Source organism: Halomonas sp. I1 (assembly GCF_032334135.1).
GTDB lineage: Bacteria > Pseudomonadota > Gammaproteobacteria > Pseudomonadales > Halomonadaceae > Halomonas.
In genome coordinates this window covers 14,728-29,586 of sequence record NZ_JAVXUS010000002.1, presented here as the reverse complement: position 1 = coordinate 29,586, position 14,859 = coordinate 14,728, and the positions used below count along the sequence as shown (strand labels likewise).

At 62.2% G+C, this 14,859-nt stretch carries 15 protein-coding genes; 7 read left to right on the top strand and 8 right to left on the bottom strand.

Annotated elements, in window-relative coordinates; all coding sequences use genetic code 11:
* The first annotated feature begins 70 nt into the window (after window positions 1-70).
* Both RSO41_RS03130 and RSO41_RS03125 read left to right on the top strand, forming a co-directional pair.
* Window positions 71-1,342, top strand: coding sequence for an ATP-binding protein (locus tag RSO41_RS03130; RefSeq protein WP_315617622.1), 1,272 nt, complete (start codon window positions 71-73; stop codon window positions 1,340-1,342).
* A 29-nt stretch (window positions 1,343-1,371) separates the two neighbouring features.
* Entirely contained in the window at window positions 1,372-1,911 is a 540-nt protein-coding gene (locus RSO41_RS03125; protein ID WP_315617621.1) for a response regulator transcription factor, read from the top strand.
* Between the two features lie 65 nt (window positions 1,912-1,976).
* Here the strand turns inward: RSO41_RS03125 and RSO41_RS03120 are convergent, their stop codons facing one another.
* Together RSO41_RS03120 and nagZ are read right to left on the bottom strand one after the other, a co-directional pair.
* Entirely contained in the window at window positions 1,977-2,555 is a 579-nt protein-coding gene (locus RSO41_RS03120) for a hypoxanthine-guanine phosphoribosyltransferase (protein ID WP_315617620.1), read from the bottom strand.
* 32 nt (window positions 2,556-2,587) lie between these two features.
* Window positions 2,588-3,601 carry a beta-N-acetylhexosaminidase gene (gene nagZ / locus RSO41_RS03115; protein ID WP_315617619.1) on the bottom strand — a complete coding sequence of 338 codons (1,014 nt, stop codon included), beginning with the start codon at window positions 3,599-3,601 and terminating at the stop codon, window positions 2,588-2,590.
* Between the two features lie 144 nt (window positions 3,602-3,745).
* On the opposite strand from nagZ, the gene RSO41_RS03110 reads away from it, so the two are divergent.
* The 4 genes from RSO41_RS03110 to RSO41_RS03095 are packed head-to-tail and all read left to right on the top strand — an operon-like array spanning window position 3,746 to window position 6,392.
* On the top strand, window positions 3,746-4,597 hold the full coding sequence (locus tag RSO41_RS03110) for an A24 family peptidase (RefSeq protein WP_315617618.1): 852 nt from the start codon (window positions 3,746-3,748) through the stop codon (window positions 4,595-4,597).
* A gap of 1 nt (window position 4,598) precedes the next feature.
* Window positions 4,599-5,228 carry a dephospho-CoA kinase gene (gene coaE, locus RSO41_RS03105; protein ID WP_315617617.1) on the top strand — a complete coding sequence of 210 codons (630 nt, stop codon included), beginning with the start codon at window positions 4,599-4,601 and terminating at the stop codon, window positions 5,226-5,228.
* 52 nt (window positions 5,229-5,280) lie between these two features.
* The gene (gene yacG, locus RSO41_RS03100; RefSeq protein ID WP_315617616.1) at window positions 5,281-5,514 is read left to right on the top strand and encodes a DNA gyrase inhibitor YacG; all 234 of its coding nucleotides are present in this window, start codon (window positions 5,281-5,283) and stop codon (window positions 5,512-5,514) included.
* A 5-nt stretch (window positions 5,515-5,519) separates the two neighbouring features.
* A complete protein-coding gene (locus RSO41_RS03095) occupies window positions 5,520-6,392 on the top strand; it encodes a DNA replication terminus site-binding protein (RefSeq protein WP_315617615.1) in 873 nt (290 codons plus the stop codon).
* A gap of 189 nt (window positions 6,393-6,581) precedes the next feature.
* Here RSO41_RS03095 and RSO41_RS03090 read toward each other — a convergent pair whose 3' ends face one another.
* On the bottom strand, window positions 6,582-6,854 hold the full coding sequence (locus tag RSO41_RS03090; RefSeq protein ID WP_315617614.1) for a hypothetical protein: 273 nt from the start codon (window positions 6,852-6,854) through the stop codon (window positions 6,582-6,584).
* A gap of 383 nt (window positions 6,855-7,237) precedes the next feature.
* On the opposite strand from RSO41_RS03090, the gene RSO41_RS03085 reads away from it, so the two are divergent.
* The gene (locus RSO41_RS03085) at window positions 7,238-8,035 is read left to right on the top strand and encodes a helix-turn-helix transcriptional regulator (protein WP_315617613.1); all 798 of its coding nucleotides are present in this window, start codon (window positions 7,238-7,240) and stop codon (window positions 8,033-8,035) included.
* 178 nt (window positions 8,036-8,213) lie between these two features.
* Here RSO41_RS03085 and RSO41_RS03080 read toward each other — a convergent pair whose 3' ends face one another.
* The 5 genes from RSO41_RS03080 to pheA form a co-directional block, all read right to left on the bottom strand.
* Complete coding sequence (locus RSO41_RS03080) at window positions 8,214-8,600, bottom strand: histone-like nucleoid-structuring protein, MvaT/MvaU family (RefSeq protein WP_315617612.1); 387 nt, start codon at window positions 8,598-8,600, stop codon at window positions 8,214-8,216.
* 317 nt (window positions 8,601-8,917) lie between these two features.
* The gene (gene rpsA, locus RSO41_RS03075) at window positions 8,918-10,597 is read right to left on the bottom strand and encodes a 30S ribosomal protein S1 (RefSeq protein WP_315617611.1); all 1,680 of its coding nucleotides are present in this window, start codon (window positions 10,595-10,597) and stop codon (window positions 8,918-8,920) included.
* A gap of 180 nt (window positions 10,598-10,777) precedes the next feature.
* Entirely contained in the window at window positions 10,778-11,467 is a 690-nt protein-coding gene (gene cmk / locus RSO41_RS03070) for a (d)CMP kinase (protein WP_315617610.1), read from the bottom strand.
* Entirely contained in the window at window positions 11,464-13,764 is a 2,301-nt protein-coding gene (locus RSO41_RS03065; protein ID WP_315617609.1) for a bifunctional prephenate dehydrogenase/3-phosphoshikimate 1-carboxyvinyltransferase, read from the bottom strand. Before RSO41_RS03065 ends, cmk begins: the two co-directional genes overlap by 4 nt.
* Complete coding sequence (pheA, locus tag RSO41_RS03060) at window positions 13,765-14,856, bottom strand: prephenate dehydratase (RefSeq protein WP_315617608.1); 1,092 nt, start codon at window positions 14,854-14,856, stop codon at window positions 13,765-13,767.
* Window positions 14,857-14,859: the final 3 nt, after the last annotated feature.

Here is a 14,859-nt window from a genome sequence, read left to right as displayed (position 1 = left end):
CGCCCGGCATCCGGGCCACGACAAGGCAGGATCGGTTATCATCGACACCTGTCTCGATCGCGGAGCGACCATGCAAGCCCCTCTGCCACTGCCGTTATCCACCCCGAATCGCAACCTGGTCCGCTTGACCATCGTTCGAGGGATCACCTGGACCGGCTTTCTGATCGGCGTCGTCATCGGCATCGCCGGACTCGGGTTCGCGCTGGACATCCCTGCGGTGATCGCGGTGATGGCGGTGATGAGCCTGATCAATATCGGTACCTGGTGGCGCCTGGGCCGCCCCTGGGCCGTGACGCACAGTGAGTACCTGGCTCATCTGCTCGCCGATATCGTCGGCCTGACGCTGCTGTTCTACCTCATCGGCGGCTCCACCAATCCCTTCATCGGCTACTACCTGGTACCGGTCACCATCGCCGCCGCCACCCTGCCCTGGCGCCATGCCTGGGCGGTCGCCGCCGCCGGCATGGCCGGTTACAGCTTCCTGATGTTCTTCTACCACCCGGTCCCGCAACTCGGCATGCCCCACGCCAGGAGCTGGATCAACCTGCACACCCTGGGCATGTGGCTCAATTTCGCCCTCTCGGCGGGGCTGGTGACCTTCTTCATCTACAAGATGGCGCGCGCGCTGCGCAACCGTGAACAGTCGCTGTCACGAACCCGCGAGTCGGCACTGCGCAATGAGCAGGTCCTGGCCGTGGCGACTCAGGCCGCCGGTACCGCCCACGAACTGGGTACACCACTTTCCACCATGGCGGTCCTGCTGAGCGAAATGCGCGAAGACGCCGCCGGCGATGCCCGACTGGAAAAGGATATCGACCTGTTGCGTGAACAGGTCGACACCTGCAAGACGCGCCTGCGCCACCTGGTCGACAATGCGGACCGCCGTCGCATGGCCAGCGCCGAGGTACGAGATGCCAGGGAGTGGCTGAACAGCGTTGTACAGCGCTGGTTGGTGCTGCGACCCGATGTCGACCATCGCCTGGAAGTCGCCGAGCGACGGGGGCAGCCCAGGCTGGCCGTGGATGCCACTCTGGATCAGGCACTGACCAACCTGCTCAACAACGCCGCCGACGCCAATCCCAACGACATCACCATTCACATGGACTGGAACATCGAGGAAGTGGTCATCGACATTCGCGACCATGGCCCTGGTGTCGCCCTGTCGATTGCCGATCAACTCGGCGACACCTTCGTCTCCACCAAGAGCAAGGGGCTCGGCATCGGCCTGTTTCTGACCCACGCCACCATCAATCGCTTCGGTGGAGGCGTGAGCCTGTACAATCATCCGCAAGGCGGCACTCTGACCGAGGTCAGCCTGCCGCGTAGCGACACCTCGGCCTGAGCCGGTGCCCGAATGAGGACCTGAGGATCATGCAAGAGACACCCCAACGCCTGCTGGTCGTCGATGACGATGAGATGTTCCGCCATGTATTGCATCGTGCCATGACGCGACGCAACTTCGAGGTCCTGGTGGCCCACGACGGCAGCGAAGCGCTGGACCTGGCCCAGCGCTACCGCCCGGCGTTCGCAACCCTGGACCTCAAGCTGGCGAACGAGTCGGGGCTCAAGCTGTTGCCGGCATTGCTGGAGCGGGTACCGGATTGCCGCGTGGTGGTGCTGACGGGGTATTCGAGCATCGCCACCGCCGTCGAGGCCATCAAGCTCGGTGCCGTCAACTACCTATGCAAGCCGGTCGATGCAGACGAAGTGCTGGCAGCGCTATCCCGGGAGGAAGGCGACCCGGAGGCCGAAGTGGCGGATGCCCCTCCCTCGATCAATCGTTTGACCTGGGAGCACATCCAGAAAGTCTTGCAGGAGCACGACGGCAACATCTCCGCTACCGCACGGGCCCTCGGCATGCATCGCCGTACCCTGCAGCGCAAGCTGCAGAAGCGGCCGGTCAGGCACTGACGCCATGATCATGCCGCTGTTCAAGAGCTGACCGACACCTGGCAACGATGCCGGTCGGCCTCGCGTTACATGTCCTTCGGCGCAAAGATGCCCGGTGCGTTGCGCCAATACCCCTTGTAGTCCATGCCATAGCCGAACACGTAGCGATCGGCAACCTCGAGGCCGCAGTGGTCGGCCTTGAGTCCGGGTGCCGCCTTGCGGTCATGTCGCTTGTCCACGAGCACAGCCGTGGCAACGCTCGCCGCTCCGGCCTCCCGGCAGTAGTCGAGTATGGCGGCCAGGGTCGACCCTTCATCGAGAATGTCGTCGACGATCACCACATGCCGACCCGCCATGGGAATCTCCGGCGACACGCGCCAGAACAGCTCCCCACCGCGAGTACCGCCGCGATAGCGGGTGGCATGCAGATAGTCGACTTCAAGGGGAAAGCCGAGACGAGTCAGCAGGTGTCCAGTGGTGATCAAGCCCCCGTTCATGACGCAATAGAAGACCGGCAGGCTGTCACCGAGGTCTCGGGTCAATTCTTCGGCCATGCGGTCCAGGGCACGCTCGATCTCCTGTTGAGAAATCAGGCAATCGGCGCTATCCATGACCGCACGCATGTCGGCCAGGGACGGCAGGGCATCAGCATCGAGTTTAGGCATCGAAGGCTCGTCGTAGCAGTATCGAAAGGATGTCAGTCGGCGGCCATGGCTTCGAGACGCGCATGCACGCGGCGCCAGCGCGCCAGGGCACTCAGGGCATCGAGATCGGGACGGGCGCGGCCGTAACGCAATCTGGCGGCACGCTTTGAGGCTCGTCCGCGACAGGCCTCCAGTACTTCAAGGGCGGCTGGCCGGTCATTGCAGACCAGCAGGGTGTCGCACCCCGCCTCCAGAGCCAGGCGAGCTCGCTCGGCCGGGCTACCGGCAGTACTTGCCCCCGCCATGCTCAGGTCGTCCGAAAAGATCGTTCCCTTGAAACCAAGCGTTTCACGCAGCATGCCGAGCCAGGCCGCAGAAAAGCCCGCCGGACGATGGTCGAAGTCGGGATAGACCACATGCGCCGGCATCATACCATCCAGGCGTGACGCCAGGGCGCGAAAGGGCACCAGATCACGGGCGCGCAGGGCCGCAAGGGAGCGCTCGTCCACGGGCAATTCATGATGAGAGTCGGCGGCGACACCGCCATGACCGGGGAAATGCTTGCCCACGGCGGCCATCCCGGCTTCGTGAAGCCCGTCGGTGAAGGCGCCGGCCAGCCCGCTTACGGCTTCCGGCGAACCGCCGAAACTTCGATCGCCGATGACCGAGGAAACGCCGCTGTCGACATCGAGCACCGGGGCAAAGCTCAAGTCCAGGCCGCAGCTTGCCATTTCCATGCCGAGCAGCCAGCCGGCATCCTGGCACAGGCGTCGGGCGACCTCGGGAGCCACTTCGTATTCACGCCCCAGGCGCGCCATCGACGGCAGCCGCGTCACGCCTTCGCGCAGGCGCTGCACCCGGCCACCCTCCTGATCGATAGCCAACAGCACCTCGGGGCGGACGCGTCGTATCGACCGGCATAATTCGCGCACCTGTGCGGCATCCTCGACATTGCGGCCGAACAGGATGATACCTCCCACCGAAGGGTGTCGGAGCAGTTCCTGTTCCTCGCGGCGCAGCCGGGGGCCTTCGAGGTCCAGCATCACCGGTCCGAGCATCTGGGTCATGGTCGCGTTCCTGACGAGATGAGGGCCAGATTCTAGACCATCCCGCCGCGACGCGACAGCCCGTCGCGTGTCGCGCCGATCAAGGCGGACAGCCCTCGACATGACCCGTACAATGACGGCCGGATACCACGGAAGGAGAACCTGATGCCCGGCCACCTCCCAGCGTTTCTGCTCTGGCCACTCGCCGCTCTTCTCGGTCTGAGTCTCGGCAGTTTCCTTAACGTGGTCATCACCCGTCTGCCGGTGATGCTGATGCGCGGCTGGCGTGCCGAAGCACGGGCCGCCCTGTCGCTCGAACCGGAGTCGCCATCACGCTTCGATCTTCTCGATCCACCCTCGATGTGCCCACGTTGCGAAGCGCCCATTGCCTGGCGACACAATCTCCCTCTGATCGGCTGGCTCGGGCTGCGCGGTCGCTGTGCCCATTGCCGAAGACCGATCAGTCTCCAGTATCCATTGGTGGAGCTCGCCGGAGGCCTGTTCACGCTGACCCTCCTCGCGCTCGAGGGGCCAACGCTGGAAGCGGCCTTCGTCCTCGGTGCCTGTCTATCTCTGCTCGTTCTGGCAGTCATCGACCTGCGCCTGCAATTCTTGCCGGACATCCTGACACTGCCTCTGCTCTGGGCGGGCCTGCTCTTTCATCTGCTCTTCCAGCCTGTCGGCTTGTCGGATGCCGTGCTCGGCGCCATGATCGGCTATGTCGCACTATGGGGCTTTCATGGACTGTTCCAGCGCGTGACAGGCAAGCGTGGCATGGGCCATGGCGACTTCAAGCTGATGGCAGCGCTGGGCGCCTGGCTCGGCTGGCCATACCTGCCCCTGCTGTTGATCCTTTCCGCGACTGGTGGCGCTCTGTACGGCCTGGTAACCCAGGCCCTGGACCCCGGCAAACGTCACCAGGCCATACCTTTTGGCCCCTGGCTCGCCCTTGCCGGCTGGATAATGCTGCTGGCCGGCGAGCCGTTGATGGCGTTGTACCTGCAATGGATCTCATGACATGACCGCAAGACCTCTTATCATCGGTGTCACCGGTGGCATCGCTTCGGGAAAATCCACGGTGGCACACGCTTTCGCCCGACTCGGCATTCCCTGGGTGGATGCCGACGACATCGCTCGTGAGGTCGTGGCGCCGGGAGAGCCGGCACTGGCCGAAATTCGCCAGCGCCACGGCCCTCGGGTCCTGCTCGAGGATGGCTGCCTCGACCGTCGAGCCCTGCGTGACATCGTCTTCGCCGACGACGCCGAACGCCGCTGGCTGGAATCGGTCACTCACCCTCGCATCCGGGAAAGACTCGGCGAACGGCTGGAGAACTTCCGTCAACGCGACATCCCCTATGCCCTGCTGGTCTCGCCGCTGCTGCTCGAATCCGGCCAGCGCGAGCTGGTCGACCGCTGCCTGGTCATCGATGTCCCCGAGCCCCTGCAGATCGAACGTACCGCTCGCCGCGACGGGGTCGACGAAACCCAGGCACGCGCCATCGTGGCAGCCCAGATGCCTCGCGACGAACGCCTGGCCCGAGCCGATGATATCCTTGCCAACGATGGCGACGAGCGGCATCTGGCCGACCGGGTCGCCGAGCTCGATCGACAATATCGAGCCCTCGCCGGATTGCCCCCGACTCCCTGATTCGTCATCCTTGTCATTGATCCGTCACCGCAACCCGCGACGAGAACGCCCCATGTCAGAGCCTCGCACAGACCGCCCCCTGGAAATCGCCTGCCCCCAGTGCCGCAAGAAAGTCCTCTGGACCGAGGACAACCCCTACCGCCCCTTTTGCAGCAAGCGTTGCCGACTTCTGGATCTGGGCGCCTGGGCGGACGAGTCGCATCGCATCGCCGGCGAACCATCCATGGACGAGACCGATATCGACGCCATGCTGGCCCGCGCCGACCGTGACGACCCGATGACGTGACACCGATGGCACAAGCTCCGGAATACCGGTTACTGGCAGAACTGGAAGCCGCATTCGACGATCTGGTCGAGCGCACCGAGACCCTGGTAGCCACCTGGCACCGTTCCAACGCCGATGCCTGGTCCTTCGATACACCCAGGGCAGATGCCGCCTGGTTGCACCGTGCATTGCTCGATTTCTGGTATCAGCAGGGACAGGACGGACGCAGCACTCGCAGCTATATTGGCCTGGTCGCCGCGAATGGCGCCGTCATCGAGCAACTCGAGGCCACCAATGCTGCCAAACGCACCCTCGCCGAAAAGCTTGCCGAAATACGCCGTGACGTACCGAGCCTGATTCCCGAAATCAAGGCCGTATTGCCCTTCCGTCATCCGGCCCTGCATGACCACCTGCGTGGCGTAGGCCTGGCACGACTTCACCTCAAGCAATGCTGGAGAGCCATCCCCCTGGCACCGGCGGAGGTGTCTCGCATCCGGTTGGCCTGGTATACCAGTGGACGCTCCATCAAGCGCCTGAGCGTCCGGGATGCCGAGCGCATGTTGCTGGCATTGGATAGCGAGGCAACCCACATCCGCATCCAGTTACGCACCCTGGCCGGCCTGCCCGACAGTGAACCCTTGGCCCAGGTGCAACCTCAGGCTCCCTTGATGCGTGCCAATCTATTCTTTCGAGAACCACTCGAGGACGGCCATGCCCGGCGGGCAATGAACGTCGCTCTCCCCCTCTTCGTACCGTCGACGAACGGCCGGCTACCGGATATCAATCAGCCATCGCCAACGCCCCCCGAACAACGCACCAGGGCAAAGCGCCGCGATGCACGCCTCGAAGACACACCACTGCTGCCCAGCCTGCGCATCTATCGCTACCGGGACAACTAAGCTCGGGCTGAAGAGGCAGCGGGCGATGGCCTCTTCAATCACATCGATGAGATGTCACGACGATGACAAATCGTCAGGACTGGCGATTTGAAACGGAGTTCACGTGGTGTGAATGCGTATTCTGAGTCGATTCTTGACGCGGGATGGGCACACGCAGACCATTGCCAGGCAAAACAAAGCGCAGTCAGGTCAGGCGATCTTGCCCAGGGCTTTCAAGGTCTTCAGGAGGTGGCTGACACTTTCCTCGGGCTGGGCGTAGTCCTGCATCAATAGCCTGAGCTTGTGCTCGAACGTCGCTTCACGTTCGCGTTGCCGCTCTTCCTCGTCAAGGGCCGCAAGGGAGCGCACCGGTGGGCCGGTGGGAATCTCCAGCGAACTGTCGGGTTGCTCGAGCTCGCGCAGCGCCTGAGCAAAGGCGTCATCAAGCTCACGGAACTTGCGCAATTTTTCACGCTCATCCATGGGTTTTCGTGAATTCTGATATTTCATTCGCTACCGATCGGTTCCAGTAAAACCGCGAAAGGAAGATGGCGTTGACCATGGCCCGGCAAGGCCAGGCCGTCAGTATACCCATTTGGACAACAACTATCATCCGTTGTTACCCGGCATCCAGCGTAAGAGTGGGCTCACTTACTATGCCGAAACGCGCATCGCTCCTAAGGAAACTTGCCTTAACCGTATTTTAACGGCATAAAGGAGTTTATTATCAGGCACTAACCCAACGATTTCATGCCATACCGCTTGACCAGGGTGCCCATAGGGGTCGTATACAGGACTCATGGACAGGCGTGTGCATGATCGCGAGTCGGGTTCACGGATGATGGACGACCTACCAGGGCCAGACCATGATAAACGAGATGATACGGGCCGAGATCTGGCTGCAGGATACACTGGGTACCGCGTCGGGACTCGAGGAGCTGGCTCACCGGATGGGCTACTCCCCTTCTCAGATCCGTCGTCGCTTTCGCGATGTATTCGGCCTGTCGCCGGGGGCCTATCGAGACCAGCTCCGGCTTGCCAAGGCAGCCAGACTACTGGTCCAGACACCCTTGAGCGTAAAAAGCATCTCCGCCACCTGCGGTTATCGCAACCACTCGGCCTTCACGCGAGCCTTTCAGAAATATCACGGCAAGTCCCCCCGACGCTATCGGCAACAACGACAACTCGACCTCTGCATTCAGCAGCAAGGCCAGGCCAGTTTTGCTTACCAGATCGATGAGCTACCTTCGAATCATGCCGTTCTGACGCGCCTCTACAACACTTCCCTGCCTCTGGACAACACCAGTGAGTGGAAGCAATACCTCCAGTCCGTTCCTTCGGAGATTCAGGCACTGGACGAGACCGTCCCCATTGTCATCCTCCAGGACGAGACACTGGGTAATGAATTGCCACGCTTCGATATCGGCGTCCAGGTGGAACCCGAAAGCACCCGGGACCTGGCGCTCCCTCCGACATTTCGACTCCTGCAGCTGCCACGACAGCGTCACGCCCGCCTTCACTTGAGTACCGCCGGCCAGCTCAGCGAAGCCATGCGCTTCATGAGTTACCGTAGTCTTTCGGGCGAAGGTGAAGCCCTCAGCGGAGAGCCTCCCCACCTCATCCCTCGAGCGGAAGGATTCGAGCTACGCATACCATTATGCTGAGCACCAGCATCTTGCACTTCCCTGATGGACATCCTCGAGCGAAAGACTGGCTTGCCAACTCTTTAAAAGAAAAAAACACTGCCCCTATATATGCAAGGGGCAGTGCTCTTCGTATGGGCGAGCGTTACCTTCACCTCCCTGGCGCTTTTCAGCCTCCAGGCAAGGCATCAAGGCATGATCAGTCTTCTACGCGAACCAGCCAGGACTCCACGGTATCGGCACCGAACTCGTCCTTCCAGCTCTTGAGCGTCTTCTGATTGCCACCACGCGTCTCGACGACTTCGCCGGTATTGGGATTCTTGTAGATCTTCAGCTTACGCTTGCGCCGGCCTCCACTGCTGGCCGCAGTGCTCTTGGCCGCGCCACTTCCGCTACCAGCCTTGGGGTTGAGCAGTTCGATCACGTCTGAAGCGCTCTTGTCGAACTCGTCCATGAGCGCCTGCAGCTTGTTCTTGAACTCGAGTTCGGCCTTGAGACGTTCGTCATTTTCGAGCTTTTCCAGCTCGGCCTGCAGCTGCTTGAGCTGCTCTTCCTTCTGCATGTAGTTGCTGAGCAGTGAGGACATCTAAATATTCCTTGAGTTACGGGATGGGACGTTACGGGACAATTGTTATTATCGCGTTTAATCACGCAATGAGCAACTCTCGCTTTCGAGTTTCTCTTAACCCTCGAATAGACACTAGCACATACCCTGAGTTCCGGCCCGATAATATAAGAGACAGTTAAAATATAAATCGCCCGATAGCCCGTAACCATCGCTAATTTTATTGAACCCCCTTGTCATGCATATAAAGCATTCTCATATGCATAACACAAAAAAACACCGCCCCCTGAGGAGCGGTGTCGAGATGGGACTCGTCAACGAAGGCTATTGCCGACGAATCAGTCCTGCCCCATCTGCTGCTTGATCAGATCACCGATGGTGGTCGGAGCATCTCCGCCCTCGGCATCCTGCTCGCGCAGCTTGCTCATGTTGCGACGCGTATCTTCCTGATCCTTGGCCTTGACGGACAGGTTGATCTGGCGGTTCTTGCGGTCCACACCGACGATACGCGCTTCGACACTGTCGCCTTCGTTCAGTGCGTTGCGAGCATCCTCGACACGATCAGCGCTGATCTCGGAAGCTTTCAGCACGGCGACGACATCGGTGGCAAGCTCGACATGAGCTTCCTTGGCATCAACTTCGACGACACGGCCCGTAACGATGGACCCTTTGTCATTGACGGCCAGGAACTCGGCAACCGGATCGGTATCGAGCTGCTTGATACCCAGCGAGATACGCTCACGCTCAGGATCGATGGACAGGATGACGGCCTCGGCCTCATCGCCCTTCTTGAACTGGCGAACGGCTTCCTCGCCACCTTCGGTCCAGGAAATGTCGGAGAGGTGAACCAGGCCATCGATGCCGCCTTCCAGGCCGATGAAGATACCGAAGTCGGTGATCGACTTGATGGTACCGGAAACACGGTCGCCCTTATTGTACTGGGCGTTGAAGGTTTCCCATGGATTCGCGGTGCATTGCTTGATGCCCAGTGAGATACGACGACGCTCTTCGTCGATATCCAGTACCATGACGTCCACATCGTCGCCGACCTGCACGACCTTGGACGGATGGATGTTCTTGTTGGTCCAGTCCATTTCGGACACGTGGACCAGGCCCTCGACCCCTTCTTCCAGCTCGGCGAAGCAGCCGTAGTCGGTGAGGTTGGTGACCGTGGCGTGCACCTTGGTGCCTTCCGGGTAGCGATCCTTGATGTTGACCCACGGATCTTCGCCCAGCTGCTTCAGGCCCAGGGAAACGCGATTGCGCTCGCGGTCGAACTTCAGCACCTTGACGTTGACCTCGTCACCGACGGCCACGATCTCGCTCGGATGCTTGATACGCTTCCAGGCCATGTCGGTGATGTGCAGCAACCCATCGACGCCGCCCAGGTCGACGAAGGCACCGTAGTCGGTGAGGTTCTTGACGATACCGATGATCTGCTGGCCTTCCTGCAGGGTGGCTAGCAGTGCTTCGCGCTCGGCGCTGTTCTCGGCCTCGAGCACGGCGCGACGAGACACCACCACGTTGTTGCGCTTCGGATCGAGCTTGATGACCTTGAAGTCAAGCTCCTTGTTCTCGAGGTGCGTGGTGTCGCGCACCGGACGCACATCGACCAGGGAACCCGGCAGGAAGGCGCGGATGGAATCCACGTCGACGGTGAAGCCGCCCTTGACCTTGCCGTTGATCACGCCCTTGACGATCTCTTCCTTCTCGAAGGCAGCTTCCAGAACCTTCCACGCCTCGGCGCGCTTGGCTTTCTCGCGAGACAGACGGGTCTCACCGAAACCGTCTTCAACGGCTTCCAGAGCGACGTGCACTTCGTCGCCGACGGCGATGGTCAGTTCGCCGTTTTCATCGCGGAACTGGGCCGCGGGGATCTGACCTTCGGACTTCAGGCCGGCATTGACGGTGACCCAGTCACCTTCGATGTCGACGACAGCAGCCGCGACGATGGCGCCCGGCTCCATGTTGATGTCCTGGAGAGACTGTTCAAACAGTTCAGCAAAGCTTTCGCTCATGATGTTCCTACGTGATCAACGTGAATGCGACCAGAGGCCGCTTTCCTCCGCACCACCAGCGAGTGCGGGCCATTTCAGACTACCTTCGGGGATGTTGGCGCTGGTTCGACCTGGACGGGCTCACGGAAAACAATGCCCCTCCACGTCATCACATCTTGCCGAAGGCGCCGCAAGGGAGTTTCAGGCATTCGGCGCCAGGCCTTCTCGGGCCAGCAATGCCGTCAGCCGATCCACCACTTCCGGTATCGTCAGGCTCGTGGTATCCAGTGTGACGGCATCATCGGCCGGCACCAGTGGCGCCACGCTGCGCTGCATATCCCGTGCATCGCGTGCCTGAATCTCCTTTAGAAGACTCGATAGACTAGCATCCACCCCAGCCTCTCGCAACTGCAGGTGTCGCCGCCGGGCACGCTCCTCAGCCGAGGCGGTGAGAAAGATCTTGAGCGGTGCATCCTGGAAGACCACCGTGCCCATGTCACGACCGTCGGCTACCAGCCCCGGGAACTGACGAAAATCCCGCTGGCGTTGCAACAGGGCTGTGCGAATATCGGGAAGCGAGGCCACCCGCGAGGCGGCATCGCCTACCCGCTCGGTGCGGATATCACCGGTAACCTCCTGTCCCTCCAGCAGCACTCGACCTTCTCCCCCCTCGGCAAGGAAGACCACATCGAGTCCGGCGGCGATTCGAGCCAGGGCCGGCTCGTCATCCAGCGCGACCCCATGACGAAGCGCCGCCAGGGCAGTAAGACGATAGAGCGCGCCGCTATCCAGCAGGTGCCACCCCAGTCGCTCGGCGACGAGCCGGCTGATCGTGCCCTTGCCGGCGCCTCCCGGCCCATCGATGGTAAGCACCGCGGCCTGTTCGGTCATGTATCCTCCTGTTGTACCTCGATGCTCAGGCCTACGCGCCGTGCCAGATCGATGAAGCCGGGGAATGAGGTCGCCACATTGGCGCAATCCTCGATGGTGACCGACTCGCTGGCTCGCAATGCCGCCACCGCAAAGGCCATGGCAATACGGTGATCGCCCAGGCTGTCGACGCGGCCACCGCCATAGCTGGGCCCTTCTCCGCCCTGCCCGTCGGGGCGGCCGACGATGTCGATACCGTCATCATACAGCCGATGCTCGATACCCAGCACCGAGAAGCCATCGGCCATCGCCTGGAGCCGATCGGATTCCTTGACCCTCAGCTCGGCGGCATCGCGCAGACGCGTCACGCCTTCGGCATTGGCGGCGGCGACAAACAGTGCCGGGAACTCGTCGATGGCCAGCGGCACCTGGTCGACGGGAATATCGATACCGTGGAGCGGCGCATAGCGGATGTGCAGGTCGGCCACCGGCTCGCCGCCCACCTCGCGCTCGTTTTCAAGGCGCAGGTCGGCGCCCATCAAACGAAGGATATTGATCACGCCGATGCGCGTCGGGTTGACGCCGACATGCTCCAGCACCAGATCGGCGCCCGGGGTGATGGCCGCCGCCACCAGGAAAAAGGTCGCCGAGGAGATATCGGAAGGCACATCGATGGGCGAGGCGGATAGCTGCCCTCCCCCCTCGAGCCAGCAGGTATCGCCCTCACGATCCACTCGATAACCGAAACCGCCCAGCATGCGCTCGGTATGGTCTCGCGTCGGCGCCGGCTCGCGTACTCGCGTCTCGCCCTCGGCATACAGACCGGCGAGCAGCAGGCAGGATTTTACCTGGGCACTGGCCATGGGCATGTCATAGGTGATGCCCTTGAGCCTTTGTCCACCACGCAGCACGAGGGGAGGACGTCCGCCTTCAGCCGTCTCGATCACCGCTCCCATCTCGCGCAATGGATCGGCAACCCGCCCCATGGGCCGCTTGGTCAAGGAAACGTCGCCGGTCAGCTCGGTATCGAACGCCTGACCAGCCAGAAGGCCCGCAAAAAGCCGCATGGCCGTACCAGCATTGCCGACATAGAGAGGCCCCGACGGTGCCTTCAGGCCATGCAGGCCGACTCCATGAATCGTCACCCGCCCCTGATGCGGCCCCTCGATGGCAACCCCCATTTCACGAAATGCCTGCAGGGTCGCCAGGCTATCCTCGCCCTCGAGAAAACCCGATACCTCGGTGACCCCTTCCGCCAGGGCGCCGAGCATGATGGCACGGTGAGAGACCGACTTGTCGCCGGGCACGCGCATGCGCCCCCGCACTTCACCACCGGGGCCGGCCCGGTAGCGCAACGTCGCTTGTTCTTGCATCTGATACTCCGCCTGATAACTGCTCTGGTTCAGTAAGGAATCGAAGTAGCGCCGGGCATGACTGGCGCGGTCAAGGGTCGACAGCAGGGCATCGGTGTCACCGCTCTCGACCGCTTGCCGGAGCCTGGCCACACCGGCTTCGAAGTCGTCGAGGGCATGCAGCACGGCGTCGCGGTTGGCGACGAATATGTCCCGCCACATCACCGGGTCGCTGCCGGCGATGCGCGTGAAGTCGCGAAAGCCGCCAGCCGCGTAGCGAAAGATCTCGAGGCGCTCGTCCTGCCGCGCCAGGGTATCCACCAACGAGAAGGCCAGCAGATGTGGCAGATGGCTGGTGCGAGCCAGCACCGCGTCATGGCGTGCCACGTCCATTTCCAGCACCTCGGCCCCGGTGGCTTCCCATAGCGCACGTACTCGGGCCACGGCGCGGGGATCGGTGACCGGCTCCGGGGTCAGGATGACCTTATGGCCAAGATAGAGTTCGGGGTTGGCCGCCGCCACCCCACTCTTTTCGGAGCCGGCAATGGGGTGGCCAAGTACGAAATTGCCCGGCAGGTCACCGAAGGCGGCCTCGGCCGCTTCACGAATAGCGCCCTTGGTGCTGCCCACGTCGGTGATCACCACCGCGGGGTCACCGGCCACCCCCTGATCCGCCAGCGTTCCCAGCACATCACGCATGGCCAGCACCGGCACTGCCAGCACGACCAGATCGACGCCGTCGAGCAGCGGGGCAAGACGGGTGTCGCCATGGTCGACCAGCCCCATCTCGATGCCTTTGGCGATTTCATCGGCATCCGGGTCGCAGGCAAGAATCTCTCCTTCGGCCCCGGCGGCGCCTTTTTCTGCCGCCCCGAAACCGGCGGCTCGTAGCGCGGCTGCCAAGGAACCGCCGATCAGACCGAGGCCGACGATCAGTACCCGGGAGGGCAGGTCCTGCCGTGCCATCTAGAGCACGCCCTGGGGGAAGGAGCCCAGGACCTTGACCTCGGCGGCACGCAGCCGCACTTCCTCGAGCACCGCCGACACCCGCGGCTCGGCGTGGTGACCCTTGAAGTCGATAAAGAACACGTAGTTCCACACGCCGCTGCGCGACGGCCGGGTCTCCAGTCGGGTCAGGTCGATCTGATGGCGATGGAAGGGCTCCAGCAGGTCATGCAGGGCCCCGGGCTGATTGCGCATGGCCACCACGATGGAGGTCTTGTCCTCGCCGGACATCGGGACATCCTGATTACCGATGATCAGGAAGCGTGTGGAGTTGTCGGGGCGATCTTCGATCTTCTCGGCGATGCGTGTCAGCCCGTAGAGCTTGGCCGCCATGTCGCCGGCGATGGCGGCACTGTGCCACTCGGTCTTGACCAGTCGGGCCGCCTCGGCGTTGGACGACACCGGCACACGCTCTGCCTGCGGATAGTGGGCATCCAGCCACTTTCGACATTGCGCAAAGGACTGGGGGTGGGAGTAGATCCGCGAGACCTTGTCGCGCCGCGTATTGTCGGACACCAGCAGGTGATGATGAATACGCAGCACGACCTCGCCACAGATTCGCATCCCCGAATCCATGAAGGAATCCAGGGTGTGGTTGATCACCCCCTCGGTGGAGTTTTCTACCGGCACCACCCCATAATTGACGGCGCCGGCCTCCACCTCGCGGAAGACTTCATCGATGGCCGCCATCGGCAGGCTGATGGCGCTTTCACCGAAGTGCTTGAGCGCAGCCTGCTGGGTGAAGGTGCCTTCCGGTCCCAGGTACGCCACCTTGATCGGCTGCTCCAGTGCCAGACAGGCGGACATGATTTCGCGGAACAACCGCGCCATCTCTTCGCTGTCCAGCGGGCCATCATTGAGTTCCATGATACGCCGAAGCACCTGGGCTTCCCGCTCGGGACGATAGAATACCGTCCCGGGGTCGTCCTGAGTCTTGATCTCGGCCACGCGGCGAGCACACTCGGCCCGCTCGCTGATCAGCCGCAGAATGTCACTGTCCAGCTCGTCGATTCGACTGCGCAGCGAATCGAGATCGATGGGGGTATCACTCATCGT

Excerpts from the sequence above, each read along its gene's own strand:
- RSO41_RS03130 (WP_315617622.1), top strand. The coding sequence starts at position 71 with ATGCAAGCCCCTCTGCCACTGCCGTTATCCACCCCGAATCGCAACCTG.
- RSO41_RS03125 (WP_315617621.1), top strand. The coding sequence starts at position 1,372 with ATGCAAGAGACACCCCAACGCCTGCTGGTCGTCGATGACGATGAGATG.
- RSO41_RS03120 (WP_315617620.1), bottom strand. The coding sequence starts at position 2,555 with ATGCCTAAACTCGATGCTGATGCCCTGCCGTCCCTGGCCGACATGCGT.
- nagZ (WP_315617619.1), bottom strand. The coding sequence starts at position 3,601 with ATGACCCAGATGCTCGGACCGGTGATGCTGGACCTCGAAGGCCCCCGG.
- RSO41_RS03110 (WP_315617618.1), top strand. The coding sequence starts at position 3,746 with ATGCCCGGCCACCTCCCAGCGTTTCTGCTCTGGCCACTCGCCGCTCTT.
- coaE (WP_315617617.1), top strand. The coding sequence starts at position 4,599 with ATGACCGCAAGACCTCTTATCATCGGTGTCACCGGTGGCATCGCTTCG.
- yacG (WP_315617616.1), top strand. The coding sequence starts at position 5,281 with ATGTCAGAGCCTCGCACAGACCGCCCCCTGGAAATCGCCTGCCCCCAG.
- RSO41_RS03095 (WP_315617615.1), top strand. The coding sequence starts at position 5,520 with ATGGCACAAGCTCCGGAATACCGGTTACTGGCAGAACTGGAAGCCGCA.
- RSO41_RS03090 (WP_315617614.1), bottom strand. The coding sequence starts at position 6,854 with ATGGATGAGCGTGAAAAATTGCGCAAGTTCCGTGAGCTTGATGACGCC.
- RSO41_RS03085 (WP_315617613.1), top strand. The coding sequence starts at position 7,238 with ATGATAAACGAGATGATACGGGCCGAGATCTGGCTGCAGGATACACTG.
- RSO41_RS03080 (WP_315617612.1), bottom strand. The coding sequence starts at position 8,600 with ATGTCCTCACTGCTCAGCAACTACATGCAGAAGGAAGAGCAGCTCAAG.
- rpsA (WP_315617611.1), bottom strand. The coding sequence starts at position 10,597 with ATGAGCGAAAGCTTTGCTGAACTGTTTGAACAGTCTCTCCAGGACATC.
- cmk (WP_315617610.1), bottom strand. The coding sequence starts at position 11,467 with ATGACCGAACAGGCCGCGGTGCTTACCATCGATGGGCCGGGAGGCGCC.
- RSO41_RS03065 (WP_315617609.1), bottom strand. The coding sequence starts at position 13,764 with ATGGCACGGCAGGACCTGCCCTCCCGGGTACTGATCGTCGGCCTCGGT.
- pheA (WP_315617608.1), bottom strand. The coding sequence starts at position 14,856 with ATGAGTGATACCCCCATCGATCTCGATTCGCTGCGCAGTCGAATCGAC.